This window comes from Pseudomonas sp. TE36184 (assembly GCF_054060055.1).
In genome coordinates, this window is the sequence record NZ_JBSSCU010000001.1 from 3,660,720 (window position 1) to 3,684,273 (window position 23,554).

Below are 23,554 nucleotides of genomic sequence, written 5' to 3' on the forward strand. Positions count from 1 at the left end.
CAACCCCTTAGAAATAGCCTTGACGTTTTTTATCTTCCATCGAGCCGGCACCATCGTGGTCGATGACCCGGCCCTGGCGCTCGGAAGTTCGCGTCAGGAGCATTTCCTGAATGATGTCCGTCAGCGTCTCCGCTTCGGACTCCACCGCGCCCGTCAACGGGTAGCAGCCAAGGGTACGGAAACGGACTTTCTTTTTGACGATGCGGGCTTTGTCTTCGTCGGACAGGTGCTCGAGGATGCGGTCGTCGTCGATCATGATCAACGTGCCGTTCTTCTCGATCACATCGCGCTCGGCGGCGAAGTACAGCGGCACGATCGGGATGCCTTCCAGGTAGATGTACTGCCAGATGTCCAGTTCGGTCCAGTTGGACAGCGGGAACACACGGATCGACTCGCCCTTGTTGACGTTGCCGTTGTAGACGTTCCACAGCTCCGGGCGCTGGTTTTTCGGGTCCCAGCGGTGCTTGCTGTCGCGGAACGAGTACACGCGCTCTTTGGCACGGGATTTCTCTTCATCGCGACGGGCACCGCCGAAGGCTGCGTCGAAACCATACTTGTCCAGGGCCTGCTTGAGGCCTTCGGTCTTCATGATGTCGGTGTGCTTGGCGCTGCCGTGGGTGAACGGGTTGATGCCCTGCGCCACACCGTCCGGGTTGACGTGGGTGATCAGGTCCAGGCCCAGTTCTTCAACCATGCGGTCGCGGAACGTGTACATCTCCTGGAATTTCCACTGGGTGTCGACGTGCATCACCGGGAACGGCAGCTTGCCCGGGAAGAACGCCTTGCGTGCCAGGTGCAGCATCACGGCGGAGTCTTTACCGATCGAGTAGAGCATCACCGGGTTGTCGAACTCGGCGGCGACCTCGCGGATGATGTGGATGCTTTCCGCCTCCAGCTGTTTCAGATGCGTCAGTTTGTCGACCATGGCTACTCACGGAAAAACGATCTTATGGACGGCCAGCGGGCCGTGTTCGAGCGAGGCATGCTAGCACAGCACCTGCTTCTATTCAGGGCGCCGACTAGATCGAAACGGTATATGGATATGCCCCGAGGTTTGGCGGTGATGGCCGGCCGAACCCTCCCAAACGTGGGAGGGTGGTGTGCGTTAGATCGGGTTGGGACAATCGATGAACAAATGCTCCAGGGCGAAACGCCGCGCCAGGTAATCGCCCAACGCCTGCACACCGTAACGCTCGGTGGCGTGATGGCCGGCGGCGATAAAGCTGATGTCGTTTTCGCGGGCGCTGTGGAAGGTCTGTTCGGAGGCTTCGCCGCTCAGGTACAGGTCGACGCCGGCCGCAATCGCCTGGTCGATGTAACCCTGGCCACCGCCGGTACACCAGCCGACGCGGCGGATCATCTCGCTGCCTTCGATCAGCAGCGGCTCGCGCCCCAACACGCTCTGCACGCGGTGGGCGAAGTCACGCGGCGACAGCGGCTCGGCGAGAGAGCCGACCAGCCCGACGATCTTGAGGTCGGCCGGGTCCAGCGGGCCTTCGACGGTGATGTCCAACTGCCGAGCAAGCTGTACGTTGTTGCCGACCTCGGCGTGCAGGTCCAGCGGCAGGTGGTAGGCCAGCAGGCTGATGTCGTGCTTGAGCAGGGTCTTCAGGCGGCGCTGCTTCATGCCGGTGATGCACGGGTTCTCGCCCTTCCAGAAATAACCGTGGTGGACCAGCACCAGGTCGGCCTGGGCTTCGACGGCGGCGTCCAGCAATGCCTGGCTGGCGGTGACGCCGCTGACGATACGCATCACCTGCGGGCGCCCCTCGACCTGCAGGCCGTTGGGGCAGTAATCGGCAATTTTTGCGCTGCCAAGGTAGCGGTCCGCTTCCTCGACGAGGGTGCTCAAAGCAACGGCCATAAAAGACTCCTAAATATCCCGTTCCGAGGCGCTCGCAGCCTCGTATAATGCGCGACATTATGGGCGCTCCCCCGCCCCCTGCAACCTGTCAGGACTTACTTGATGCTCAAGGCACTGCGTTTTTTTGGATGGCCATTGTTGGCTGGCGTGCTGATCGCGATGATGATTATTCAGCGTTACCCCCAGTGGGTGGGCTTACCGAGCCTTGATGTGAACCTGCAACAGGCCCCGCAAACCAATACGATGGTGCAAGGCCCGGTGACCTACGCCGACGCCGTGGTCATCGCCGCCCCTGCGGTGGTCAACCTGTACACCACCAAGGTCGTCAACAAGCCGGCGCACCCCCTGTTCGAAGACCCGCAGTTCCGCCGCTATTTCGGCGACAACAGCCCCAAGCAGCGACGCATGGAATCCAGCCTGGGGTCCGGGGTGATCATGAGCCCGGAAGGCTACATCCTCACCAACAACCACGTGACCACCGGCGCCGACCAGATTGTGGTAGCCCTGCGCGACGGCCGCGAAACCCTGGCCCGCGTGGTCGGCAGCGACCCGGAAACCGACCTCGCGGTATTGAAGATCGACCTGAAAAACCTGCCCGCGATCACCATCGGCCGCTCCGAAGGGCTGCGGGTCGGCGATGTCGCGCTGGCCATCGGCAACCCGTTCGGCGTCGGCCAGACGGTCACCATGGGCATCATCAGCGCCACCGGGCGTAACCAGTTGGGCCTCAACAGCTACGAAGACTTCATCCAGACCGACGCCGCGATCAACCCGGGCAACTCCGGCGGCGCGCTGGTGGATGCCAACGGCAACCTGACCGGCATCAACACGGCGATTTTCTCCAAGTCCGGCGGCTCCCAGGGCATCGGTTTCGCGATCCCGGTCAAGCTGGCGATGGAAGTGATGAAGTCGATCATCGAGCACGGCCAGGTGATCCGTGGCTGGCTGGGGATCGAAGTGCAGCCGCTGAGCAAGGAACTGGCCGAGTCGTTTGGCCTGACCGGGCGCCCGGGCATCGTGGTCGCCGGGATCTTCCGCGACGGCCCGGCGCAAAAGGCCGGCCTGCAACTGGGCGATGTGATCCTCAGCATCGACGGCGAACCGGCCGGTGATGGCCGCAAGTCGATGAACCAAGTGGCGCGGATCAAGCCGACCGACAAGGTCACGATCCAGGTGATGCGCAACGGTAAAGAGCTCAACCTGACGGCGGAAATCGGCCTGCGCCCACCGCCCGCGCCGGTGACGGAAGAGGAATAACCCGCGCCCTCCAGGTGCCCGTTCGCGGGCACCTGTAAGCACATATTTCAGAACCGAACCGCTGACATAATGACATGTTATATTGTTTCAATATCGCCATTGGAACGCTCTATCATGTCGCCTCGCACGTTTCCCCCTTTGGCCGGCCTGGCCTTGGGTTTGCTGCTGGACCCCGCCTGCGCCGAAGACACCCGCATTGAACTGGACGCCATCAGCGTCACCACCGACGCCTACGAATCCGCCACCGGCCCGGTCAACGGCTATCGCGCCACCCGCTCCGCCAGCGCAACCAAGACCGACACCGCGCTGCGTGACATCCCGCAATCCATAAGCGTGATTCCCGCCAATGTGCTCAACGACCTGGGCAGCACCGACGTGGAACGCGCCCTGGAATTTGCCGGCGGCGTCTCCAAGCAGAACAACTTCGGCGGCCTCACCCTCTACGAATACAGCGTGCGCGGCTTCACCACGTCGGAGTTCTACCAGGACGGCTTCAGCGCCAACCGCGGTTACCCGAGCACGCCGGACGCCGCCAATCTCGAACGCATCGAAGTGCTCAAAGGCCCCGCCGCCAGCCTGTACGGGCGCGGCGATCCCGGCGGCACGGTGAATATCGTCACCAAGAAACCCCAGCCCGACGCGTTCACCACCCTGCAAACCAGCGCCGGCAGTTGGGACCGCTATCGCACCGCGCTGGACGTGAACACCCCGCTCGACAGCGAAGGGCAACTGCTGACACGGGTCAACCTGGCGGTGGAAGACAACCATAGTTTCCGCGATCACGTAGACGCCAAGCGGGTGTTCGTCGCGCCGTCCTTCAGTTGGCAACTGGCCCCCGACACGCACCTGCTGGTGGAAAGCGAATTCGTGCGCCACCGCTCCACCTTCGACCGCGGCATCGTCGCGCCGCGCGGCATGTCGCGCTCCACCTTCCTCGGCGAGCCCAACGACGGCGACATCAACAACCACAACAACCGCCTCCAGGCCACCCTCGAACATCACCTCAACGACACGTGGGCCCTGCGCCTGGCCAGCCATTACAAACAAGGCAGCCTGTGGGGCGACGCTTCGGAAAACCGCGCGCTGAACAGCGACGGCCACACCGTCAACCGCCGCTACCGCGAACGCTCCATGGGTTGGCACGACAGCATCACCCAGCTGGAACTGCGCGGTCTGTTCGACATCGGTCGTTGGCAACATGAGCTGCTGATCGGCACCGAGTACGAGGACTACCGCAAGAAGGAACGCGTGACCGCCATCGCCGGCAGCCCCTACGCGATCGACATCTACAACCCGGTCTACGGCCAGCCCAAACCCGATGGCGAGCGCTCCGGCACTGACTTCTCCGAACAGGTAAAAAGCCAGGCACTGAACCTGCAAGACCAGATCGTCTTCACCGAACGCCTGCGCGGCATGCTCGGCGCGCGCTTCGAGCACTTCGAGCAACACACCGACGACTTCACCCGTCATCACGCCAAGAGCCGCCAGACCCACGACGCCCTGACCCAGCGCGCCGGCCTGCTCTACCAGCTCACGCCTGAAGTCGGGGTGTTCGCCAACGCCTCGACCTCATTCAAGCCGAACAACGGCCTGGACGCTGGCGGCAAATCCTTCAAGCCTGAAGAGGGCGTGGGGTATGAAGTGGGGATCAAGAGCGAGCTGTTCGACGAGCGCCTCAGCGCCACCCTCGCCGCGTTCCACATCGAGAAGGAAAACGTGCTGACCGTGGACCCCGCCACCGACACCCAACGCGCCATGGGCAAGGCACGCAGCCAAGGGTTTGACCTGCAACTGAGCGGGCAACTGAGCGAGGCAGTGCGCGTGATCGGCGCGTTCGCCTACATCGATGCCGAAGTGACCAAGGGCGATAAAGCCATCCCCACCGGCAGCCGCATTCTCGGCGTGGCCAAGCGCAGCGGCAGCCTGTTGGGCGTGTATGAATTCCAGGACGGCACGTTGCGCGGTTCAGACGTGGGCGCGGCGTTCACCTATGTCGGTGATCGCTCCGGTGAAGCCGGCGGCAGTTTCGAACTGCCCGCCTATCACACCGTGGACCTGCTGGCGCATTACAAAGCCACCGACAACGTCACCGTGGGCCTGAACCTTAACAACCTGTTTGATGAAAAGTACTACGAACGCGCCTACAGCAACTATTGGGTCAGCCCCGGTGAACCGCGCAACTTCACGGTCAGCCTGACCCTCAACCTGTAACACGGTCAAACCTGTGGGAGGGGGCTTGCCCCCGATAGCGCTACAACAGTCACCTCATCCAGTGACTGACAAACCGCTATCAGGAGCAAGCCCCTTCCCACATTACAGTGCCACGGGGGCCCGCTCGCACAGGGTGTTAAGCGCCACCGCCCACTGCTCGCTGTCATTCAAGCACGGCACCAGCACCAACTCCTCGCCGCCCGCTGCGCGGAATTGCTCCCGGCCACGGTCGCCGATCTCTTCCAGCGTCTCGATGCAGTCGGCCACGAACGCCGGGCACATCACCAGCAGCTTTTTCACGCCTTGCTGGGCAAACGCTTCCAGGCGTGCCTCGGTGTAGGGTTCGATCCACTTCGCCCGGCCCAGGCGCGACTGGAATGCCACCGACCATTTGCCGTCCGGCAGCCCCATGCGTTCGGCAAAATTGCGGGCGACGCTGAAGCACTGTGCGCGGTAACACGTGGCAAGCACCTGCGGCGAAGCGTTGCGGCAGCAATCGGCATCCTTGAAGCAATGCGCGCCGGTAGGGTCGAGCTTGGTCAGATGGCGCTCGGGCAGGCCGTGGAAACTCAGGAGCAGGTGGTCGTACTCCTGCGCCACGTAAGGCCGCACGCTCGCCGCCAACGCATCGAGGTACTCCGGCTGATCGTAGAACGGTTGCAGGATCGAGAACTGCACCTTGAGCTTCTTGTCGCGCACCACCCGCTGGGCTTCTTCAATCACCGTGGTCACGGTGCTGTCGGCGAACTGCGGGTACAACGGCGCCAGGGTGATTTTCTGAACCCCCTGGGCGGCCAGCCGCGTCAGGGTCGTTTCAAGGGACGGCTCGCCATAACGCATCGCCAGCTCCACCGGACCCTGGGTCCACTGCGCAGTCATTTTCTGCTGCAGGCGCTGACTGAGCACCACCAGCGGCGAGCCTTCCTCCCACCAGATCGAGGCATAGGCATGGGCCGACTGCTCGGGACGCTTGATCAGGATCAGCGACACCAGCAAGCGCCGCACCGGCCACGGCAGGTCGATCACGTAAGGGTCCATCAGGAACTGATTGAGGTAGCTGCGCACATCGGCCACCGAAGTAGACGCCGGTGACCCCAAGTTGACCAGTAACAACGCGTGATCCGTCATGCAACATCCTATCTCTAGAGGCGGCTGGACAAGTCGTCCAAGGCCGCCTTCAACTCAGTGAACTGGAAAGTGAAACCGGCCGCCAACAGGCGTTCGGGCAAAGCTTTCTGGCCGCCTAGCAACAAACCGGACAACTCGCCCAACCCCACCTTCAACACGAAGGCCGGCATGGGCATGAACGCCGGGCGGTGCAGCACCTGGCCCAACGTCTTGGCAAACTCGCGGTTACGCACCGGGTGCGGCGCGCAGGCATTATAGGGACCGCGAGCGTCGTGCTGGTGCAGAAGAAAATCTATCAGCGCGATTTGATCGTGGATATGCACCCACGGCATCCACTGCCGACCATTCCCAATCGGCCCGCCCAGTGCCAGCTTGAACGGCAGCAACAGCCGCGACAAAAAGCCGCCCTCGGCCGCCAGCACCAGCCCGGTACGCACCAGCACCACGCGAATGCCCAGGGCTTCGGCGCGCTGGGCGGTTTCCTCCCAGGCGACGCACAACTGGCTGGGGAAATCGTCCTGCACCGGGCCGCTGGCTTCGGTCAGTTCGCGCTCGCCGCCGTCGCCGTACCAGCCCACGGCAGAACCGGAAATCAACACCGCCGGTTTCTCCGCCAGGCCTTCCAGCCACACCAGCAGGGTTTCGGTCAGACTGATGCGGCTGCTCCACAGCAGCGCCTTGCGTTTATGCGTCCAGGGGCGATCGGCGATCGGCGCGCCGGCCAGATTAATGACCGCGTCCACCGGGCCGATAACCTCTTGCAGGCTGGCGACACCGCGCACCGCATCGCCACATAACCGGGCGACCTGTTCAGGGCGACGGCTCCACACCGTCAGGCGATGCCCTTGCGCCAGCCAATGTTGGCAGAGTTGACGGCCGATCAGGCCGGTACCGCCGGTCAGCAAAATATGCATGGGATCTTCCTCATGTAACGTTCGCCACCGATCACTGGTCTATTTTATAAGCAGGGATCATTTGCAATCGGGCGTGACATTGATTTAAGCCTCAGCTTTAACCATAGGTCACGCCAAACGATCAGGTACGCCAAAACTTATACCAAAAAACAATATTGTACAGCTATTGGTGTCGGCGTAGTCTGTACCCAACGGTAAAACGAGGCCTCCCATGACTGTCCCCATCGCGATCATCGGCACCGGCATCGCCGGTCTCTCCGCCGCCCGAGCGTTACGAGACGCCGGGCATGTTGTACAACTCTTCGATAAAAGCCGCGGCAGTGGTGGCCGCATGTCCAGCAAGCGCAGCGACGCCGGCGCACTGGACATGGGCGCGCAGTACTTCACCGCCCGCGACCGCCGCTTCGTCAACGAAGTGCAGCGCTGGCAAAGCAATGGCTGGGCCGAGCAATGGAAGCCGCAGCTGTATAACTTCAAGTCCGGCGAACTCACGCCCTCCCCCGATGAACAGATCCGCTGGGTCGGCACGCCGCGCATGAGCGCCATCACCCGCGCCCTGCTCGACGACCTGCCGGTGCAGTTCAGCTGCCGTATCACCGAAGTGTTCCAAGGCAAACGGCACTGGAACCTGCTGGACGCCGACGGCGGCAACCATGGTCCGTTCAGCCACGTCATCATCGCCACGCCCGCCCCGCAAGCGACCGCCCTGCTGGCCGCCGCACCGAAGCTGGCAAGTGCCGCCGCCGGCGTGAAGATGGACCCGACCTGGGCCATTGCCCTGGCCTTCGACAAGCCGCTGGAAACCCCGATGGAAGGCTGCTTCGTGCAAGACAGCGCCCTCGACTGGCTGGCCCGCAACCGCAGCAAACCGGGGCGCGACACCGTCCTCGACACCTGGGTGCTGCACGCCACCAGCGCCTGGAGCAAAGAACATCTGGACCTGCCCAAAGAAGCAGTGATCGAACACCTGCACGGCGCCTTCGCCGAACTGCTGCACAGCGCCATGCCCGCGCCTTCGTTCAGCCTGGCGCACCGCTGGCTCTACGCACGACCGTCCAGCGCCCATGAATTCGGCGTGCTGGCCGACGCCGATCTGGGCTTGTACGTCTGTGGCGACTGGTGCCTGTCGGGCCGCGTGGAAGGCGCCTGGCTCAGTGGCCAGGAAGCCGCGCGACGCTTGATCGAGCACCTGTAATGAACCGCATAAACCCCGCTAAATTGCTGCTGTCGAAGTGGACAGCAGCACACCCGCGCAACAAGGAAAAACACTTCCTGGTCACCGAACTGTTTTGTGATGAAGAAGGCAACGTGCTCGACATCGAGCTGCAAGCCGTCATGACCCGGCGCGGTGAGCGCCTGCCCTGGCAAACCCTGCAAAGCGCCGAGGACTGGCGAATCGGCTGGAAATAGCCCTCGCACAAATACTTGTACAAACAATTTGACTTGTACAGCATCAAACCTATGATGAGATTTAGCTGTACATGCTTTTACGCTTGTACAGGAATCTTGCAGAGGTTTGCCCATGTCCAGCACCCCGTCCTTCAAGCCGAAGATTGGTATCAGCGCCTGCCTGCTGGGCGAGAACGTCCGTTTCAACGGCGGCCACAAGCAATCGCAACTCTGCAGCGAGGTGCTCGCCGCGTACTTCGACTTTGTGCCGTTGTGCCCGGAAGTGGCGATCGGCCTGGGCATTCCCCGGGAGACCATTCGCCTGGTGGGCGATGCCGCGTCCCCTCAAGCCGTCGGCAGCGTGCATCGCGAGCTGAACGTCACCGCGCCGCTGGGTGAATACGGCGAAAAAATGGCCGCCGAGCACAGCGACCTGTGCGGCTATATCTTCATGCAGAAATCGCCGTCCTGCGGCCTGGAACGGGTCAAGGTCTACCGTGAAAACGGCGCACCGGTGGACGGCGGCGGGCGTGGCATCTATGCCCAAGCCTTTTGCGCGCGCCACCCCAACCTGCCCGTGGAAGAAGACGGCCGCCTGAATGACCCGGTGCTGCGGGAAAACTTCCTGACCCGCGTCTTCGTCTACGCCAGCTGGCAACAACTGCTCGGCGAAGGCCTGAGCCGCCATCGCCTGCTGGCCTTTCACGCGCGCTACAAATACCTGCTGATGGCCCACAGCCCGGCGCATTACAAAAGCCTCGGCAACCTGCTTGGCGGCATGGCCAAGGGCGAAGACCTCGACGCATTGGGCAGCGGCTATTTCAGCGCGCTGATGAGCGGCCTGAAAAAGTGCGCCACCCGCGGCACCCACACCAATGTGCTGCAACACATCAGCGGTTACCTCAAGCAGGCCATCAGCGCCGACGACAAACAGGAAATGCAAACCGTGATCGGCCAATACCGCCAAGGCATCGTGCCGCTGGTAGTGCCGCTGACCTTGCTCAAGCACCACTTTCGCCTCCACCCGGACCGCTACATCGCGCAGCAGGCTTACTTGCAGCCACACCCGGAAAATCTCAGCCTGCGCAATGCGATCTGAACCATGAAAAACCTCATGACCGCAGCCTTGCAAGACGAACCCGGCGAAGATATCGCCCAAGCCCTCGAAGACGGCTGGCTGCCGATCCGTGAAGTGGCGCGCCAGACCGGCGTCAACGCCGTGACCCTGCGCGCCTGGGAACGCCGCTATGGCCTGATCGTGCCGCAGCGCACGCCCAAGGGTCACCGGCTGTTCAGCCACGACCATGTGCAACGCATCCACACCATCCTCACCTGGCTCAATCGCGGCGTGCCGGTCAGCCAGGTGAAAAACCTGATCGACTCCGCGCACGTCGCTCCCGACGCCGTCGAAAACGAATGGCACACCCTGCGCCAGACCCTGGTGCAGGCCATCAGCGAGCTGGCCGAACGCCGGGTCGACGATGCCTTCAACCAGGCCATGGCGCTCTACCCGCCGCGCACCCTGTGCGAACAACTGCTGCTGCCGCTGCTCCGCGAACTGGAGCAACGCTGGCAGGGCCAATTCGGCGCGCAGATGGAACGGGTGTTCTTCCTGTCCTGGTTGCGCAGCAAGTTCGGCGCGCGGATCTATCACAACAATCGCCAGTTGCACGGCGCACCGCTGCTGCTGGTGAATCATTCCGACCTGCCCCTGGCACCGCACCTGTGGCTCAGCGCCTGGCTGGCCAGCAGCGCCGACTGCCCGGTGGAAGTCTTCGACTGGCCGCTGCCGACCGGTGAACTGGCGCTGGCCGTGGAACACCTGCAACCGCGCGCGGTGCTGCTGTATTCCAGCCAGGCGCTCCATTTGTCGGCACTCGCAAAACTTCTGGGCGGCATCGCTTGCCCAAAGTTGATCGTCGGACCAACGGTATGCATCCACCAGGCCGAGCTGACGGCATTAGCTGGCGACACCCCTGAATTGTTCGTCGCCGAAAACCCGTTGTCGGCTCACCAGATACTGATCCAGCAGGGACTTGTTTAAATGCACTTGATCTGGCTGCGCACCGACCTGCGCCTGCATGACAACACCGCCCTGACCGCCGCGAGCCAGCGCGGCCCGGTGGCGGCCGTGTACCTGATCACCCCGCAGCAATGGCTGGCCCACGATGATGCACCGTGCAAAGTCGACTTCTGGCTGCGCAACCTGCAGCACTTGAGCCAGGCCCTCGGCGCGCTGAATATTCCCTTGCTGATCCGCCGCGCCGCGACCTGGGACCAGGCGCCCGCCGTACTCGGCCAACTGTGCCGCGAGCTATCGGTCGAGTCGGTCCACGTCAACGAGGAATACGGCATCCACGAAAGCCGTCGCGATGCGGCGGTGGCCAAGGCTTTGGAAGCCGACGGCGTGAGCTTCCACCGTTACCTCGACCAATTGTTTTTCCAGCCCGGCAGCGTACTGACCAAGACCGGCACCTACTTCCAGGTGTTCAGCCAGTTCCGCAAAGTCTGCTACGCCCGCCTGCACAGCGCCCTGCCGCGCCGGGTGGCCACGCCCAAGGCTCAAGCGGCCCTCGCGCTGACCAGCGACCCGGTACCGCAACAGGTCGACGGTTTCGAAACGCCGAGCGAAACGCTGCGCGCCCTCTGGCCCGCCGGTGAAGACGAAGCGCGCCGCCGCCTCGACGCGTTCGCCGCGCAGCAGATCAGCTACTACAAGGATGAGCGCGACTTCCCGGCCAAGCCCGGCACCAGCCAGCTGTCGGCGTACCTCGCGGCGGGCGTGGTTTCGCCGCGCCAGTGCCTGCATGCCGCGCTGCAGCGCAACCAGGGCGAGTTCGAAAGCGGCGATATCGGCACGATCACCTGGGTCAACGAACTGCTCTGGCGTGAGTTCTACAAGCACATCCTGGTGGGCTACCCGCGGGTGTCCCGTCACCGCGCCTTCCGCCCCGAAACCGAGGCGGTGGCCTGGCGCGACGCGCCCAACGACCTCGCAGCCTGGCAGCAGGCGCGCACCGGTTTGCCGATCATCGACGCGGCCATGCGCCAACTGCTGGAAACCGGCTGGATGCACAACCGCCTGCGCATGGTGGTGGCGATGTTCCTGACCAAGAACCTGCTGATCGACTGGCGCGAAGGCGAGCGCTTTTTCATGCGCCACCTGATCGACGGCGACCTGGCAGCCAACAATGGCGGCTGGCAGTGGAGCGCCTCCACCGGCACCGATTCGGCGCCGTATTTCCGGATTTTCAGCCCGCTGAGCCAGTCGCAGAAATTTGACCGCGACGGCGTGTTCATCAAGCACTGGCTGCCGCAACTGGCGACGCTGAATAAAAACGACGTACACGACCCGCAGGCCGCTGGCGGCCTGTTCGGCGTGGCCGACTACCCGCGCTCGATCGTCGACCTGAAACACTCCCGCGAACGTGCATTGGCGGCATTCCGCAGCCTGCCGTCGCGCCAGGCCGTCGGAGCCGAACATGAGTGACTTCCTGCGCCGCTTCGCCCAGGCCTTCGCCACTCTGGACAAGCACAACCTGCACCTGCTCGACAGCCTGTACAGCAAGGACATCGTCTTCACCGACCCGCTGCACGAGGTCCACGGGCTCACGCCGCTGCACCACTATTTCGCGCAGTTGTACGGTAATGTCAGCCAGTTGCGCTTCGACTTCCACGGCTTCGACCAGGTGGCCGAAGGCGAAGGTTACCTGCGCTGGAAAATGAGCTTTTGCCACCCGCGCCTGGCCAAGGGCAAGGTGATCCGAGTGGAAGGTTGCTCGCACCTGATGTGGCGCGACAAGGTGTACCGCCATCGGGATTATTTCGATGCCGGCGCAATGCTTTACGAACACTTGCCGGTGTTCGGCCGTGTGATCAGTTGGCTGAAAAGGAGAGTCGGATGAACCTCACACCGCCCCGTCGTTATTGGCTGACCGGCGCCAGCAGTGGCATCGGCGCCTCCCTCGCCGTGGAGCTGCTCAACAGCGGCGCCCACGTGGCCCTCAGTTCGCGCTCCAAAGGCCCGCTGCAAGCGCTCGCCCAACGCTTTCCCGGCCAAGTGCTGGTCGTGGCGGGCGACTTGACCAACAGCCAGACCGTGCGCGAAATCGGCGAACACATCGCCCAGGTCTGGGGGTCGCTGGACACCGTGATCCTCAATGCCGGCACCTGTGAATATGTCGATGCCAAGCAATTCGACGCGTCGATCGTCGAACACGTGGTACGCACCAACCTGCTCGCCAGCAGTTATTGCATCGAAGCCGCACTGCCACTGTTGCGCGCCGGGCGCGCACCGCATCTGGTGGGCGTGGCCAGCGCCGTGACCTACCTGCCGATGCCGCGCGCCGAAGCCTATGGCGCGTCCAAGGCCGGTTTGCGCTACCTGTTCGAATCCCTGCGCATCAGCCTGTCGCCGGAAAACATTGACGTCACCGTGATCAGCCCGGGCTTTGTCGACACCCCGCTGACCGAGCGCAATGACTTCCCGATGCCCCTGGCCTGGTCTGCCGACAAGGCGGCCCGGCATATCTTCGCCAAGCTGGACAAACGCCCACTGGAAATCGCCTTCCCGGCGATGTTCATCGCCACCCTGTGGCCGTTGTCGAAACTGCCGAATCGCGCGCAACTGATCATCGGCAAACGCATGCTGCGCAGCCCGCCGCCAAAAAAGGACGACCTGTGAAGATCGCGATTATCGGCAGCGGCATTGCCGGGCTGACCAGCGCCTACCTGCTCAGCCGTCGCCACGACATCACCCTGTTCGAAGCGGGCGATCGCATCGGCGGGCATACCCACACGGTCAACGTCACCGTCGAGGGTAAAAGCTATGCGGTGGACACCGGTTTTATCGTATTCAACGACTGGACCTACCCCAACTTCATCCGCCTGCTGGGTCAGGTCGGCGTGAAGTTCAAACCCACCGAGATGAGCTTTTCGGTGTGCGACCGCCGCAGCGGGTTCGAGTACAACGGCAATAACCTCAACAGCCTGTTTGCGCAGCGGCGCAATCTGTTGTCGCCGGGGTTCTGGGGCATGTTGCGCGATATTCTGCGCTTCAACCGCGAGGCGCCGGCGGACCTGCAAGCGCAACGCATCAGTGCCGACATGACCCTGGGTGACTACCTCGACGCCGGCGGCTACGGCCCGCGATTCATCCGGCATTACATCGTGCCGATGGGCGCTGCGATCTGGTCGATGTCCCTGGCGGACATGCTCGGTTTCCCCTTGCAGTTCTTTGTGCGCTTCTTCAAGAACCACGGCTTGCTGTCGGTGAGCAACCGCCCGCAATGGTGCGTGATCGAGGGCGGCTCAAGCCGCTACATCGAACCGCTGACCCGCGGCTTTCGTGAACGGATTCGCCTCGATTGCCCCGTGCATCGGGTCGAGCGCGATCCACAGGGCGTGACGATCCACAGCGCCGCGGGCACCGAAACCTTCGACAAAGTGGTGTTCGCCTGCCACAGCGACCAGGCGCTGGCCCTGCTGGGCGAGCCGAGCAGTGCCGAGCAGCAGATCCTCGGCGCCCTGCCCTACGCCGACAATGACGTGGTGCTGCACACCGACACGCGCCTGCTACCAGACCGCAAACTGGCCTGGGCCAGCTGGAACTACCGGCTCAGCGGCAATGCGCAGAGCCAGGCGGCGGTGACCTATGACATGAACATCCTGCAAGGCATCGACAGCGCCACGACCTTTTGCGTCAGCCTCAACCAGACATCGACGATCAACCCGCTGAAGATCCTCGCCCGCTACACCTATGCCCACCCGCAATACAGCCTGGCGGCCGTGGCCGCGCAAGCGCGTTGGGAAGAGTTGAACGGTGCGCAGCATACCTATTATTGCGGCGCTTATTGGGCCAACGGCTTCCACGAAGACGGCGTGATCAGCGCCTTGCGCGTGGCCCAGGCGTTTGGAGAAGCCCTGTGAACAGCGCCTTGTACAGCGGCTGGATCGCCCATCGCCGGTTTGCGCCCAAGGCCCACGCCTTTCGCTACCGCATCGGCTTGCTGTACCTGGACTTGAGCGAACAGGACGCAGTGCTCGGGCTGTCGCCCCTGGCCGGCGCAGGTCGTCTGGCCGCCTTCGGCTTTCGCCAGCAGGATTACCTGCGTGAATTCACCCGTCACGGCATGAGCCTGAGCGATGCCGTGCGCCAGCAAGTCGGCAAGACGCTGGGGCGTACACCCCAGGGCGCTATCTGCCTACTGACTCAGGCCCGCAGTTGGGGCCTGGCGTTTAACCCGGTGAGTTTCTTCTACTGCTTCGAGGCCGACGGACAATTGGCCGCGATCCTGTGTGAAGTGACCAACACCCCATGGCGCGAGCGCTATCACTACGTGCTGCCGGCCCTGGCGCTGGGCGTCGACGAGCATCAGCACTTCGCCGTGGCCAAGGCGTTTCATGTATCGCCGTTCCTGCCGCCCGACCTGGAATACCGCATGAGCTTCAGCCCGCCCGCCGCCAGGCTTGGGGTCCACATGGCCGACTGGCAGGGCGATAGGAAAGTCTTCGACGCCACCTTGAGCCTGCAGCGCGAAGCCCTCAGCCGCGCCAGCCTGCACCGCTATCTGTGGCGCTTTCCGTGGATGACCGCCAAGACCTGCCTGGCGATTTATTGGCAAGCCCTGCGCCTGTTGCTCAAACGCACACCGATTTTTCCCCATCAGGCCGCCGATGGCGCCTCTCGCACCGCCGTCGGGTACACCAAGGATCGCCGCCATGAAATCCCCTAGCTTATCGGTCAAGGCCAACCGCCTGAACGTCAACGGCGTGACCACCGCACTGCTGCGCAAAGCCGTGCTGCGGCAACTCAGCCAATTGCGCCACGGCCAACTGGTGCTGATCGAAGACGGCGAACGCCAAGTGTTCGGCGCCCGCGAAGCGCATCTGCTGGGCGAGATCCAGATCCTCGATTCGGCGGTGTGGGGCCTGGTGGCGGCCAACGGCTCGATCGGTGCGGGCGAAGCGTTTATCCACGGTTATTGGAGCAGCCCGGACCTGACCGCCGTGGTGCGTGTGATGGTCAGCAACCTGGAGGTGCTCGATGCGCTGGAGGGCGGCCTGGCCAAGCTGGCGCGGCCGTTCACCCAAGGCTTGCATTGGCTCAACCGCAATACGCGCAAGGGTTCGCAGAAGAACATCGCCGCCCACTATGACCTGGGCAACGACCTGTTCGAAGAATTTCTCGACCCGACCATGATGTATTCGGCGGCGCAGTTCCTGAGCGCCGAAGACACCCTGGAACAGGCGCAACTGAACAAGCTGGAACGCATCTGCCAGAAACTCGCGCTTAAACCTACCGACCATCTGCTGGAGATCGGCACCGGCTGGGGCAGCATGGCGTTGTACGCGGCGCGGCACTATGGCTGCAAAGTCACCACCACGACCTTGTCCAGGGAACAGTTTGTCTACACCCAGCAACGCATCGCCGCCATGGGGCTGCAAGACCAGGTGACGCTGCTGTTGCAGGACTACCGCGACCTGAGCGGCCAATACGACAAGCTGGTGTCCATCGAAATGATCGAAGCGGTGGGCCATCGCTTCCTGCCGACCTACTTCAAACAGTGCGCGCGCCTGCTCAAGAGCGATGGGCTGATGCTGCTGCAAGCCATCACCATCCGTGAGCAACGCTTTGAACAGGCCAAGAACAGCGTCGACTTCATCCAGCGCTATATCTTCCCCGGCGGCGCCTTGCCCTGTGTGCAGAACATGCTGCAGATCATCAGCCGCGACACCGACATGAACCTGCTGCACATGGAAGATTTCGGCCTGCATTACGCGCGAACCCTGCGCTTGTGGCATGAGAACTTTCGCCGCGCTCACGGCCGTCTCATGGAATTGGGCTACGACGAATACTTCCTGCGGTTGTGGGAGTTTTACCTGTGCTACTGCGAAGGCGGCTTTATGGAGCGCACCATCGGCACCGCGCAGTTGCTGCTGGCCAAGCCGGCAGCCATCAACCCGCCGTTGCTTGGGCGTTTCAGTGCTTAACCAATGCGCCGGGTACGCTAACGTCTGTCAGCCCTTTCACACCTGTGTCACCCGCTTGCCTTACACTGCGTGCCTATGACCAACATCCCCCACACCCAAATCACCACCCCCGCCGTCACCTGCTCGACGTGCGCGGCCTGCTGCTGCCAGCTGGAAGTCATGCTGATTACCGACACGGGCGTGCCCGAGCGCTATATCGACACCGACGATTGGGGCGGCGAAGTCATGCTGCGCCTGGACGACGGCTGGTGCGCGGCGCTGGACCGGGACACGATGATGTGTACGATTTATACGCGTCGGCCGCTGATCTGCCGGGAATTCGAGATGGGCGCGCCGGAATGCCTGACCGAACGCGAAGGGATTGCGACCGCTTACCGCTGATCTCAGGCCGACGAATATCTCAATGTGGGAGGGGGCTTGCCCCCTCCCACAGGGTTTTGCAGGGCAACGAGTAGTTTTCGATACCACCGAACGCGAACGGATTCGCGACCGCTTACCGCTGATCTCAGGCCGACAAATATCTCAATGTGGGAGGGGGCTTGCCCCCGATAGCAGTGGGTCAGTTGGCAAATTCTGCGACTGACACTGCGCTATCGGGGGCAAGCCCCCTCCCACAGGGTTTTGCAGGGTAACGAGTAGTTTTCGATGCCACCGAACGCGAACGGATTGCGACCGCTTACCGCTGATCTCAGGCCGACAAATATCTCAATGTGGGAGGGGGCTTGCCCCCTCCCACAGGGTTTTGCAGGGTAACGAGTAGTTTTCGATGCCACCGAACGCGAACGGATTCGCGACCGCTTACCGCTGATCTCAGGCCGACGAATATCTCAATGTGGGAGGGGGCTTGCCCCCGATAGCAGTGGGTCAGTTGGCAAATTCTGCGACTGACACTCCGCTATCGGGGGCGAGCCCCCTCCCACAGGGTTTTGCAGGGTAACGAGTAGTTTTCGATGCCACCGAACGCGAAGGGATTGCGACCGCTTACCGCTGATCTCAGGCCGATGAATATCTCAATGTGGGAGGGGCTTGCCCCCGATAGCGGTGGGTCAGTTGGCAAATTCTGCGACTGACACTCCGCTATCGGGGGCGAGCCCCCTCCCACAGGGTTTTGCAGGGCAACGAGTAGTTTTCGATACCACCGAACGCGAACGGATTCGCGACCGCTTACCGCTGATCTCAGACCGACGAATATCTCAATGTGGGAGGGGGCTTGCCCCCGATAGCAGTGGGTCAGTTGGCAAATTCTGCGACTGACACTCCGCTATCGGGGGCAAGCCCCCTCCCACAGGTTTTGCAGGGTTTTGCAGGGTTCTGAAGTTACAGCGGCATCGTGTAGTGCAACGAGTAGTTTTCGATGCCGTCGTTATGGTCGCTGAGCCCGGCGTTGGAGTAGTGCATGGCACGAATGCCCACTTCATGCCCGCCGTTAAAGCGCAAACCGAAGCCCAGGCGGTCTTCGAACTGGAAGGCCTGGCCGAGGTTGTTGTCTTCCAACCGCGTGCGGGAGAATGCCGCCACCCCGATCCCGGCCTCGATGTAAGGCTTTACCGATTCCCCGGCGAACTCATACACAAATACCGGGGAGAACGACAGGCTGCTCGCGCCTGCACGGTGATCACCTTCCCAATAGGTGTATGCACCACTCCAATAGCCGGTCAGGCGACCGACGTCGCTCTGCATCCAGCTCTTATCCCAATCCGACGTCAGCCCCAATCGATAGGTGAGCGTCGAATCACCGGTGGCCCCCAGGCCAAACTCAAGGCCGGCGGCCTGCGCCGAAAAAGAGTGTCCCACCACAACGGCCGCAATCGCGGCCAAACAGAACAAGCGCTTCATAAGAAACATCCTTTCCGAACGAAGTTATAGGTTTTTACACAGGGAAATCTCGCTTATAGAAGCCGACTTACTGCCAGAAATTCAGCGTCTAACGGCGAATTTTGACGAAATTTTCACGAGCCGAAGCTTCTCACAACTCCGGGATGTTTCCATAGTGTCGGTAGGATATTTCTTAGATGACACACATCGCCGCTGGTCCAGAACTGGGCAGGGCCCGGAGTGCCGGCGGCCAGCAGATCGCGTTCGCCGAGCAGGCGCTTGAGTTGGCGGGCCACGGCGGCGCCGGTGTCGATCAGGCTGATGCCGGGGGGCAGCATCTGCGCCAGGAGCGGCTTGAGGAAGGGGTAGTGGGTGCAACCGAGGATGATGGTGTCGCAGCCGGCGCTGAGCAACGGTTCGACATAGCTTTGCAACAACTGGCGCAGGGCCGGGCTGCCCAGGTCGCCGGTTTCAATCAGTTCCACCAGGCCTGGGCACGGCCGGGTGATCACCCGCACATCGGTGGCGAAACGGTCGAGCAACGCGGCGAACTTGGCGCTCTGCAGGGTGCCGGTGGTGGCGAGTACGCCGACCACGCCACTGCGGGTCGCAGCGGTAGCGGGTTTGACGGCGGGTTCCATCCCCACCAGCGGCCAGTCGGGGTAGCTCTTGCGCAAGTCGGCCACGGCAGCAACGGTCGCTGTGTTGCAGGCAATCACCAAGGCTTTGGCGCCGCGCTCGCGGAAAAACGCCGCAACCCGGTGTAAACGCTCACAAATAAAGGCCGGCGTTTTCTCGCCGTAGGGGATGTACCCGCAATCGGCGACGTACAGCAGCGACTCATGGGGCAACAGTTGCTGGATTTCCTCGAGCACCGTCAACCCGCCGATACCGGAGTCGAACACACCGATCGGTGCATCCTTAACCATGCTGCGTCCCACACACACTGCAACCGGGATCGCGCTTGACGCGCAACTCACGGAAACGCGTGGTCAAGGCATCGATCAGCAACAAGCGTCCGACCAGGGGCTCACCGAAACCGGCGAGCAACTTCAATGCTTCCAGGGCCTGCAGGCTGCCGACCAGACCGACCAGCGGGCCGACCACGCCGGCTTCGCTGCAGGTCAGTTCGGTGTCGCTGCCGTGCCCGTATAAACAGTGGTAGCACGGGCTGTCGGCGCGACGCGGGTCAAACACCGACAATTGCCCATCCAGGCGGATCGCCGCGCCGCTGACCAACGGCTTGCCGGCGGCCACGCAGGCGGCGTTGACCGCTTCGCGGGTGGAAAAATTGTCGCTGCAGTCGAGCACCACATCCACCGCCGCCACTGCCGCGGCCAGGGAGTCGGCATCCAGCGCAGTGCGATGGGTGAGCAGTTTGACCTCGGGGTTGAGCGCGGTCAGACGGCGGATGGCCGAATCGACCTTGCTCAGGCCGACACTGTCCGTGTCATGGATGATCTGGCGTTGCAGATTGGTCAGGTCGACGGTGTCGAAATCCGCCAGATGCAACTCGCCGACCCCGGCCGCCGCCAGGTACAGCGCCACCGGCGCGCCCAGGCCGCCGAGGCCGACGATCAAGGCGCGACCGTTTTTCAGGCGCAATTGGCCGTCGATGTCGACCTGTTTCAACAGAATCTGTCGGCTATAGCGCAACAGCTCCTGGTCGCTCAGCATGGCCGGCGCCCCAGGCTGATGCGTTCGTGGCCGCCGAGGTCGATGCGGCTGTGGACGCCTTCAAAGCCCTGACTCAGCAGCAGGTCACGCACCGCCGCGGCCTGGTCGTAACCGTGTTCCAGCAACAACCAACCGCCCGCGTTGAGGTGGGCCGGCGCCTCGGCGATGATCAGCCGCAGGTCGTCCAACCCATCATGGCCCGCCACCAGCGCGCTGGCCGGCTCAAAACGCACGTCGCCAGCCGCCAGGTGCGGATCGTTGGCGGCGATGTAGGGCGGGTTGCTGATGATCAGGTCGTAGGTGTGGCCTTGCAACGCGCTGAACCAATGACTGTTGAGCACAGTGGCATTGTGCAGGTTCAGGCGCTGGCGATTGCGTTCGGCCAGGGCCACGGCTTCGAGTACGCGGTCGACGGCGGTGACGTGCCAGGCCGGGCGCTCGCTGGCCAGGGCCAGGGCGATGGCGCCGCTGCCGGTGCCGAGGTCGAGCACCTTGGCCGGCGTTGCGGGCAACAATTCCAGGGCCGCCTCGACCAGCAGTTCGGTGTCCGGGCGCGGGATCAGCGTGTGGGGCGCGACTTCCAGGTCCAGCTTCCAGAAACCTTGCTGGCCGAGGATGTAGGCCACCGGCTCACCGGCGCGGCGGCGTTGCAGGTAATCGGCGAAGGTCAGCGCGGCTTCGCTGCTGACGATTTTTTCCGGCCAGGTGTGCAGGTAGCTGCGGGACTTGCCCAGGGCAGCCGCGAGCAACAGCTCCACGTCCAGGCGTGCGGTGGGCGAGTCGGGCAGGTCGGCGGCGCGCAGCAGGCTGGCGATGATGGTCATTTATTCACCTATCGCCGCCAATTGGTCGGCCTGGTATTCGACGAGCAACGGCTCGATCACCGCGTCGATGCCACCGGCGAGAATCTCGTCCAGGGAGTAGAGCGTGAGGTTGACCCGGTGGTCGGTGACCCGGCCCTGGGCAAAGTTGTAGGTGCGGATGCGCTCGGAACGGTCGCCCGAGCCCACCAGCAGTTTGCGTTCACTGGCAATCGCGTTGGCGGCGGCGCTGGTCTGCTGGTCATTCAATTTGGCCGACAGCCAGGACATGGCCCGCGCCCGGTTCTTGTGCTGCGAACGCTCTTCCTGGCATTCAACCACGATGCCCGACGGCAAGTGCGTGATGCGGATCGCCGAGTCGGTCTTGTTGATGTGCTGACCACCGGCACCGGATGAACGGTAGGTGTCGACGCGCAGGTCCGCCGGGTTGATCTCGATGGCTTCCTGCTCGTCTGGCTCGGGCAACACCGCCACGGTACACGCCGAGGTGTGGATACGGCCTTGGGATTCGGTGGCCGGCACCCGTTGCACGCGGTGCGCGCCGGACTCGAATTTCAGCTTGCCGTACACGTTGTCGCCTTCGACGCGGGCGATGACTTCTTTATAGCCGCCGTGTTCGCCTTCGTTCTCGGACAGGATCTCGACGCGCCAGCCACGCCGCTCGGCATAACGCGAGTACATGCGGAACAGGTCGCCGGAGAAAATCGCCGCCTCGTCGCCGCCGGTGCCGGCGCGGATTTCGAGGAACACGTTGCGCCCGTCGTTGGGGTCCTTGGGCAGCAGCATGCGTTGCAGGTCGCCTTCGAGCTCGGCCAGTTTGTCTTTGGCTTCACGGACTTCTTCCACGGCCATTTCACGCATGTCCGGGTCGCTGTCCTTGAGCAGGGCCTGGGCGCCCTCCAGGTCGGCCTGTACTTTCAACAGGTTCTGATAGGTGAGCACAATAGGCTCAACTTCGGCGTATTCCTTGGAATAAGCGCGGAACTTGGCCTGATCGGAGATGACCTCGCCGTCGCCGAGCAACGCGGTCAGTTCTTCGAAACGGTCCTGGAGCACGTCCAGTTTGTTGAGCAGTGACGCTTTCATTACGGTTTTTTATCCGAAGAGCTATCTGACGCGCCCTCACCGAGGGCAAAGAGTTCCTGCGCCATGGCCAGCGCATCGAGGCGGCCTTCGGCAGTGAGTTTTTTCAGTTGTACGCTGGGAGCGTGCAGCAACTTGTTGGTCAAGCCGCGGGCCAGTTGCATCAGCACGTCTTCGGCGTTGCCGCCATTGGCCAATAAGCGCTGGGCCTTGCTCAACTCCTCGTCGCGCAGGCGTTCGCCCTGCTGACGATACGCCTTGAGCACGTCCACCGCCGCCAGTTCGCGCAGGCGCACCATGAAGTCTTCGGCGCCGACGCTGACCATTTCCTCGGCGGCCTGGGCTGCGCCCTGACGGCTCTTGAGGTTTTCGGCGACCACTTCGTGCAGATCGTCGACGCTATACAGGTAAACGTCGTCCAACTCGCCGACTTCAGGCTCGATATCCCGGGGAACGGCAATATCCACCATGAAGATCGGCTTGTGCTTGCGCAGCTTCAGCGCGCTTTCTACCGCGCCTTTACCCAGGATCGGCAACTGGCTGGCGGTGGAACTGATGACGATGTCGCTGCGCACCAACTCGGCCGGGATATCGGCCAGCAGCACGGCGTGGGCGCCGAACTGTTCGGCGAGGATGCTGGCACGCTCCAGGGTGCGGTTGGCCACCACGATACGCTTCACGCCGAGGTCGTGCAGGTGACGGGCGACCAGGGTGATGGTCTCGCCGGCACCGATCAGCAAGGCCTGGCTGCGCTGCAAGTCGCTGAAAATCTGTTTGGCCAGGCTGACGGCGGCAAACGCCACGGACACCGGGTTCTCCCCGATGGCGGTGTCGGTGCGTACCTGCTTGGCGGAATTGAACGTGGCCTGGAACAGGCGCCCCAGCAGCGGCCCCACGGTGCCAGCCTCACGCGCCACGGCGTAGGCGGATTTCATCTGGCCGAGGATCTGCGGCTCGCCCAGGACCAGCGAATCGAGACCGGACGCCACACGCATCATGTGACGAACTGCCGCATCGTCCTCATGCACATAAGCGCTCGCGCGCAGGTCATTGAAGTCCAAATGGTGGTAATCGGCCAGCCAGCGCAGCACGACATCCGCTGAAAGATGCTCCTGCTCTATATAAAGCTCGCTGCGATTGCAGGTGGAAAGGATCGCAGCTTCGCGGCTGTCGGTGAGTCGGCAGAGCTGCTGCAAGGCCTCAACCAACTGCTCAGGCGTAAACGCCACGCGCTCGCGCACGTCTACGGAGGCAGTCTTGTGGTTAATACCGAGTGCGAGGAAGGCCATTCAATATCGCTGATGATGTCGGGAAGCCGACAATTGTCCTACTTCGATAGATTCAGAACAACCACCGTCGTCTATTGTCCCTATACGTTGTGCCTATAAAGGCATCCACTGAGA

General features: G+C 62.8%; 23 protein-coding genes. 13 read left to right on the forward strand and 10 right to left on the reverse strand.

Annotated features, from left to right (window positions below):
• Window positions 1–7 precede the first annotated feature (7 nt).
• Window positions 8–925 carry a sulfate adenylyltransferase subunit CysD gene (gene cysD, locus ACVWZP_RS16450; protein WP_010565604.1) on the reverse strand — a complete coding sequence of 306 codons (918 nt, stop codon included), beginning with the start codon at window positions 923–925 and terminating at the stop codon, window positions 8–10.
• Window positions 926–1,105: 180 nt separating this feature from the next.
• Complete coding sequence (locus ACVWZP_RS16455; RefSeq protein ID WP_017845498.1) at window positions 1,106–1,864, reverse strand: Nif3-like dinuclear metal center hexameric protein; 759 nt, start codon at window positions 1,862–1,864, stop codon at window positions 1,106–1,108.
• A gap of 102 nt (window positions 1,865–1,966) precedes the next feature.
• Here ACVWZP_RS16455 and algW point away from each other — a divergent pair, with 102 nt between their 5' ends.
• A complete protein-coding gene (algW, locus tag ACVWZP_RS16460; RefSeq protein WP_017845499.1) occupies window positions 1,967–3,121 on the forward strand; it encodes a Do family serine endopeptidase AlgW in 1,155 nt (384 codons plus the stop codon).
• Window positions 3,122–3,235: 114 nt separating this feature from the next.
• Window positions 3,236–5,332 (forward strand): TonB-dependent siderophore receptor, encoded by a 2,097-nt coding sequence (locus tag ACVWZP_RS16465; protein ID WP_108525307.1) that lies wholly within the window; start codon window positions 3,236–3,238, stop codon window positions 5,330–5,332.
• A gap of 102 nt (window positions 5,333–5,434) precedes the next feature.
• Here ACVWZP_RS16465 and hemH read toward each other — a convergent pair whose 3' ends face one another.
• Window positions 5,435–6,460 (reverse strand): ferrochelatase, encoded by a 1,026-nt coding sequence (gene hemH, locus ACVWZP_RS16470; protein WP_457369941.1) that lies wholly within the window; start codon window positions 6,458–6,460, stop codon window positions 5,435–5,437.
• A 14-nt stretch (window positions 6,461–6,474) separates the two neighbouring features.
• Window positions 6,475–7,374, reverse strand: a complete 900-nt coding sequence (locus ACVWZP_RS16475; protein ID WP_046384748.1) for a TIGR01777 family oxidoreductase — start codon at window positions 7,372–7,374, stop codon at window positions 6,475–6,477.
• A gap of 211 nt (window positions 7,375–7,585) precedes the next feature.
• On the opposite strand from ACVWZP_RS16475, the gene ACVWZP_RS16480 reads away from it, so the two are divergent.
• The 11 genes from ACVWZP_RS16480 to ACVWZP_RS16530 all read left to right on the forward strand — a co-directional run bounded on the left by ACVWZP_RS16480 (window position 7,586) and on the right by ACVWZP_RS16530 (window position 17,136).
• Window positions 7,586–8,569 (forward strand): NAD(P)/FAD-dependent oxidoreductase, encoded by a 984-nt coding sequence (locus ACVWZP_RS16480; protein ID WP_057005761.1) that lies wholly within the window; start codon window positions 7,586–7,588, stop codon window positions 8,567–8,569.
• Window positions 8,569–8,784, forward strand: a complete 216-nt coding sequence (locus ACVWZP_RS16485) for a TIGR02450 family Trp-rich protein (protein WP_017845504.1) — start codon at window positions 8,569–8,571, stop codon at window positions 8,782–8,784. Before ACVWZP_RS16480 ends, ACVWZP_RS16485 begins: the two co-directional genes overlap by 1 nt.
• Window positions 8,785–8,896: 112 nt before the next feature.
• On the forward strand, window positions 8,897–9,862 hold the full coding sequence (locus ACVWZP_RS16490; protein ID WP_017845505.1) for a YbgA family protein: 966 nt from the start codon (window positions 8,897–8,899) through the stop codon (window positions 9,860–9,862).
• A 15-nt stretch (window positions 9,863–9,877) separates the two neighbouring features.
• Window positions 9,878–10,807, forward strand: a complete 930-nt coding sequence (locus ACVWZP_RS16495; protein WP_301555775.1) for a MerR family transcriptional regulator — start codon at window positions 9,878–9,880, stop codon at window positions 10,805–10,807.
• Entirely contained in the window at window positions 10,808–12,253 is a 1,446-nt protein-coding gene (gene phrB, locus ACVWZP_RS16500; protein WP_057005762.1) for a deoxyribodipyrimidine photo-lyase, read from the forward strand.
• Window positions 12,246–12,668, forward strand: a complete 423-nt coding sequence (locus tag ACVWZP_RS16505) for a nuclear transport factor 2 family protein (RefSeq protein ID WP_017845508.1) — start codon at window positions 12,246–12,248, stop codon at window positions 12,666–12,668. The genes phrB and ACVWZP_RS16505 overlap by 8 nt, the downstream gene beginning before the upstream one ends.
• The gene (locus ACVWZP_RS16510) at window positions 12,665–13,447 is read left to right on the forward strand and encodes an SDR family NAD(P)-dependent oxidoreductase (RefSeq protein WP_046384752.1); all 783 of its coding nucleotides are present in this window, start codon (window positions 12,665–12,667) and stop codon (window positions 13,445–13,447) included. Before ACVWZP_RS16505 ends, ACVWZP_RS16510 begins: the two co-directional genes overlap by 4 nt.
• The gene (locus ACVWZP_RS16515) at window positions 13,444–14,691 is read left to right on the forward strand and encodes an NAD(P)/FAD-dependent oxidoreductase (protein ID WP_046384753.1); all 1,248 of its coding nucleotides are present in this window, start codon (window positions 13,444–13,446) and stop codon (window positions 14,689–14,691) included. Before ACVWZP_RS16510 ends, ACVWZP_RS16515 begins: the two co-directional genes overlap by 4 nt.
• Window positions 14,688–15,497: a DUF1365 domain-containing protein gene (locus tag ACVWZP_RS16520; RefSeq protein ID WP_457369942.1), complete on the forward strand. Its 810-nt coding sequence runs from the start codon at window positions 14,688–14,690 to the stop codon at window positions 15,495–15,497. The genes ACVWZP_RS16515 and ACVWZP_RS16520 overlap by 4 nt, the downstream gene beginning before the upstream one ends.
• A complete protein-coding gene (locus ACVWZP_RS16525) occupies window positions 15,484–16,755 on the forward strand; it encodes an SAM-dependent methyltransferase (RefSeq protein WP_017845512.1) in 1,272 nt (423 codons plus the stop codon). Before ACVWZP_RS16520 ends, ACVWZP_RS16525 begins: the two co-directional genes overlap by 14 nt.
• 75 nt (window positions 16,756–16,830) lie before the next feature.
• Window positions 16,831–17,136 (forward strand): YkgJ family cysteine cluster protein, encoded by a 306-nt coding sequence (locus ACVWZP_RS16530; protein ID WP_026139835.1) that lies wholly within the window; start codon window positions 16,831–16,833, stop codon window positions 17,134–17,136.
• 936 nt (window positions 17,137–18,072) lie between these two features.
• Here ACVWZP_RS16530 and ACVWZP_RS16535 read toward each other — a convergent pair.
• The 6 genes from ACVWZP_RS16535 to hemA form a co-directional block, all read right to left on the reverse strand.
• Window positions 18,073–18,591 (reverse strand): acyloxyacyl hydrolase, encoded by a 519-nt coding sequence (locus ACVWZP_RS16535; protein ID WP_046384755.1) that lies wholly within the window; start codon window positions 18,589–18,591, stop codon window positions 18,073–18,075.
• A gap of 113 nt (window positions 18,592–18,704) precedes the next feature.
• Window positions 18,705–19,499, reverse strand: coding sequence for a glutamate racemase (gene murI, locus ACVWZP_RS16540; RefSeq protein WP_046384756.1), 795 nt, complete (start codon window positions 19,497–19,499; stop codon window positions 18,705–18,707).
• Complete coding sequence (locus ACVWZP_RS16545; protein ID WP_017844398.1) at window positions 19,492–20,247, reverse strand: molybdopterin-synthase adenylyltransferase MoeB; 756 nt, start codon at window positions 20,245–20,247, stop codon at window positions 19,492–19,494. Before ACVWZP_RS16545 ends, murI begins: the two co-directional genes overlap by 8 nt.
• Entirely contained in the window at window positions 20,241–21,071 is an 831-nt protein-coding gene (gene prmC / locus ACVWZP_RS16550; protein ID WP_017844399.1) for a peptide chain release factor N(5)-glutamine methyltransferase, read from the reverse strand. The genes ACVWZP_RS16545 and prmC overlap by 7 nt, the downstream gene beginning before the upstream one ends.
• Window positions 21,072–22,154 (reverse strand): peptide chain release factor 1, encoded by a 1,083-nt coding sequence (prfA, locus tag ACVWZP_RS16555; protein ID WP_017844400.1) that lies wholly within the window; start codon window positions 22,152–22,154, stop codon window positions 21,072–21,074. It lies immediately after the preceding gene.
• Window positions 22,154–23,440: a glutamyl-tRNA reductase gene (gene hemA, locus ACVWZP_RS16560; protein ID WP_017844401.1), complete on the reverse strand. Its 1,287-nt coding sequence runs from the start codon at window positions 23,438–23,440 to the stop codon at window positions 22,154–22,156. Before hemA ends, prfA begins: the two co-directional genes overlap by 1 nt.
• Window positions 23,441–23,554: the final 114 nt, after the last annotated feature.

Bases quoted from the DNA above. Each gene is read 5' to 3' on its own strand.
- ACVWZP_RS16455 (WP_017845498.1), bottom strand. From the start codon at position 1,864: ATGGCCGTTGCTTTGAGCACCCTCGTCGAGGAAGCGGACCGCTACCTT.
- ACVWZP_RS16490 (WP_017845505.1), top strand. From the start codon at position 8,897: ATGTCCAGCACCCCGTCCTTCAAGCCGAAGATTGGTATCAGCGCCTGC.
- hemH (WP_457369941.1), bottom strand. From the start codon at position 6,460: ATGACGGATCACGCGTTGTTACTGGTCAACTTGGGGTCACCGGCGTCT.
- ACVWZP_RS16480 (WP_057005761.1), top strand. From the start codon at position 7,586: ATGACTGTCCCCATCGCGATCATCGGCACCGGCATCGCCGGTCTCTCC.
- ACVWZP_RS16505 (WP_017845508.1), top strand. From the start codon at position 12,246: ATGAGTGACTTCCTGCGCCGCTTCGCCCAGGCCTTCGCCACTCTGGAC.
- ACVWZP_RS16530 (WP_026139835.1), top strand. From the start codon at position 16,831: ATGACCAACATCCCCCACACCCAAATCACCACCCCCGCCGTCACCTGC.
- ACVWZP_RS16545 (WP_017844398.1), bottom strand. From the start codon at position 20,247: ATGCTGAGCGACCAGGAGCTGTTGCGCTATAGCCGACAGATTCTGTTG.
- ACVWZP_RS16495 (WP_301555775.1), top strand. From the start codon at position 9,878: ATGACCGCAGCCTTGCAAGACGAACCCGGCGAAGATATCGCCCAAGCC.
- algW (WP_017845499.1), top strand. From the start codon at position 1,967: ATGCTCAAGGCACTGCGTTTTTTTGGATGGCCATTGTTGGCTGGCGTG.
- ACVWZP_RS16535 (WP_046384755.1), bottom strand. From the start codon at position 18,591: ATGAAGCGCTTGTTCTGTTTGGCCGCGATTGCGGCCGTTGTGGTGGGA.
- ACVWZP_RS16510 (WP_046384752.1), top strand. From the start codon at position 12,665: ATGAACCTCACACCGCCCCGTCGTTATTGGCTGACCGGCGCCAGCAGT.
- cysD (WP_010565604.1), bottom strand. From the start codon at position 925: ATGGTCGACAAACTGACGCATCTGAAACAGCTGGAGGCGGAAAGCATC.
- ACVWZP_RS16485 (WP_017845504.1), top strand. From the start codon at position 8,569: ATGAACCGCATAAACCCCGCTAAATTGCTGCTGTCGAAGTGGACAGCA.
- phrB (WP_057005762.1), top strand. From the start codon at position 10,808: ATGCACTTGATCTGGCTGCGCACCGACCTGCGCCTGCATGACAACACC.
- murI (WP_046384756.1), bottom strand. From the start codon at position 19,499: ATGGTTAAGGATGCACCGATCGGTGTGTTCGACTCCGGTATCGGCGGG.
- hemA (WP_017844401.1), bottom strand. From the start codon at position 23,440: ATGGCCTTCCTCGCACTCGGTATTAACCACAAGACTGCCTCCGTAGAC.
- ACVWZP_RS16465 (WP_108525307.1), top strand. From the start codon at position 3,236: ATGTCGCCTCGCACGTTTCCCCCTTTGGCCGGCCTGGCCTTGGGTTTG.
- prfA (WP_017844400.1), bottom strand. From the start codon at position 22,154: ATGAAAGCGTCACTGCTCAACAAACTGGACGTGCTCCAGGACCGTTTC.
- ACVWZP_RS16525 (WP_017845512.1), top strand. From the start codon at position 15,484: ATGAAATCCCCTAGCTTATCGGTCAAGGCCAACCGCCTGAACGTCAAC.
- ACVWZP_RS16475 (WP_046384748.1), bottom strand. From the start codon at position 7,374: ATGCATATTTTGCTGACCGGCGGTACCGGCCTGATCGGCCGTCAACTC.
- prmC (WP_017844399.1), bottom strand. From the start codon at position 21,071: ATGACCATCATCGCCAGCCTGCTGCGCGCCGCCGACCTGCCCGACTCG.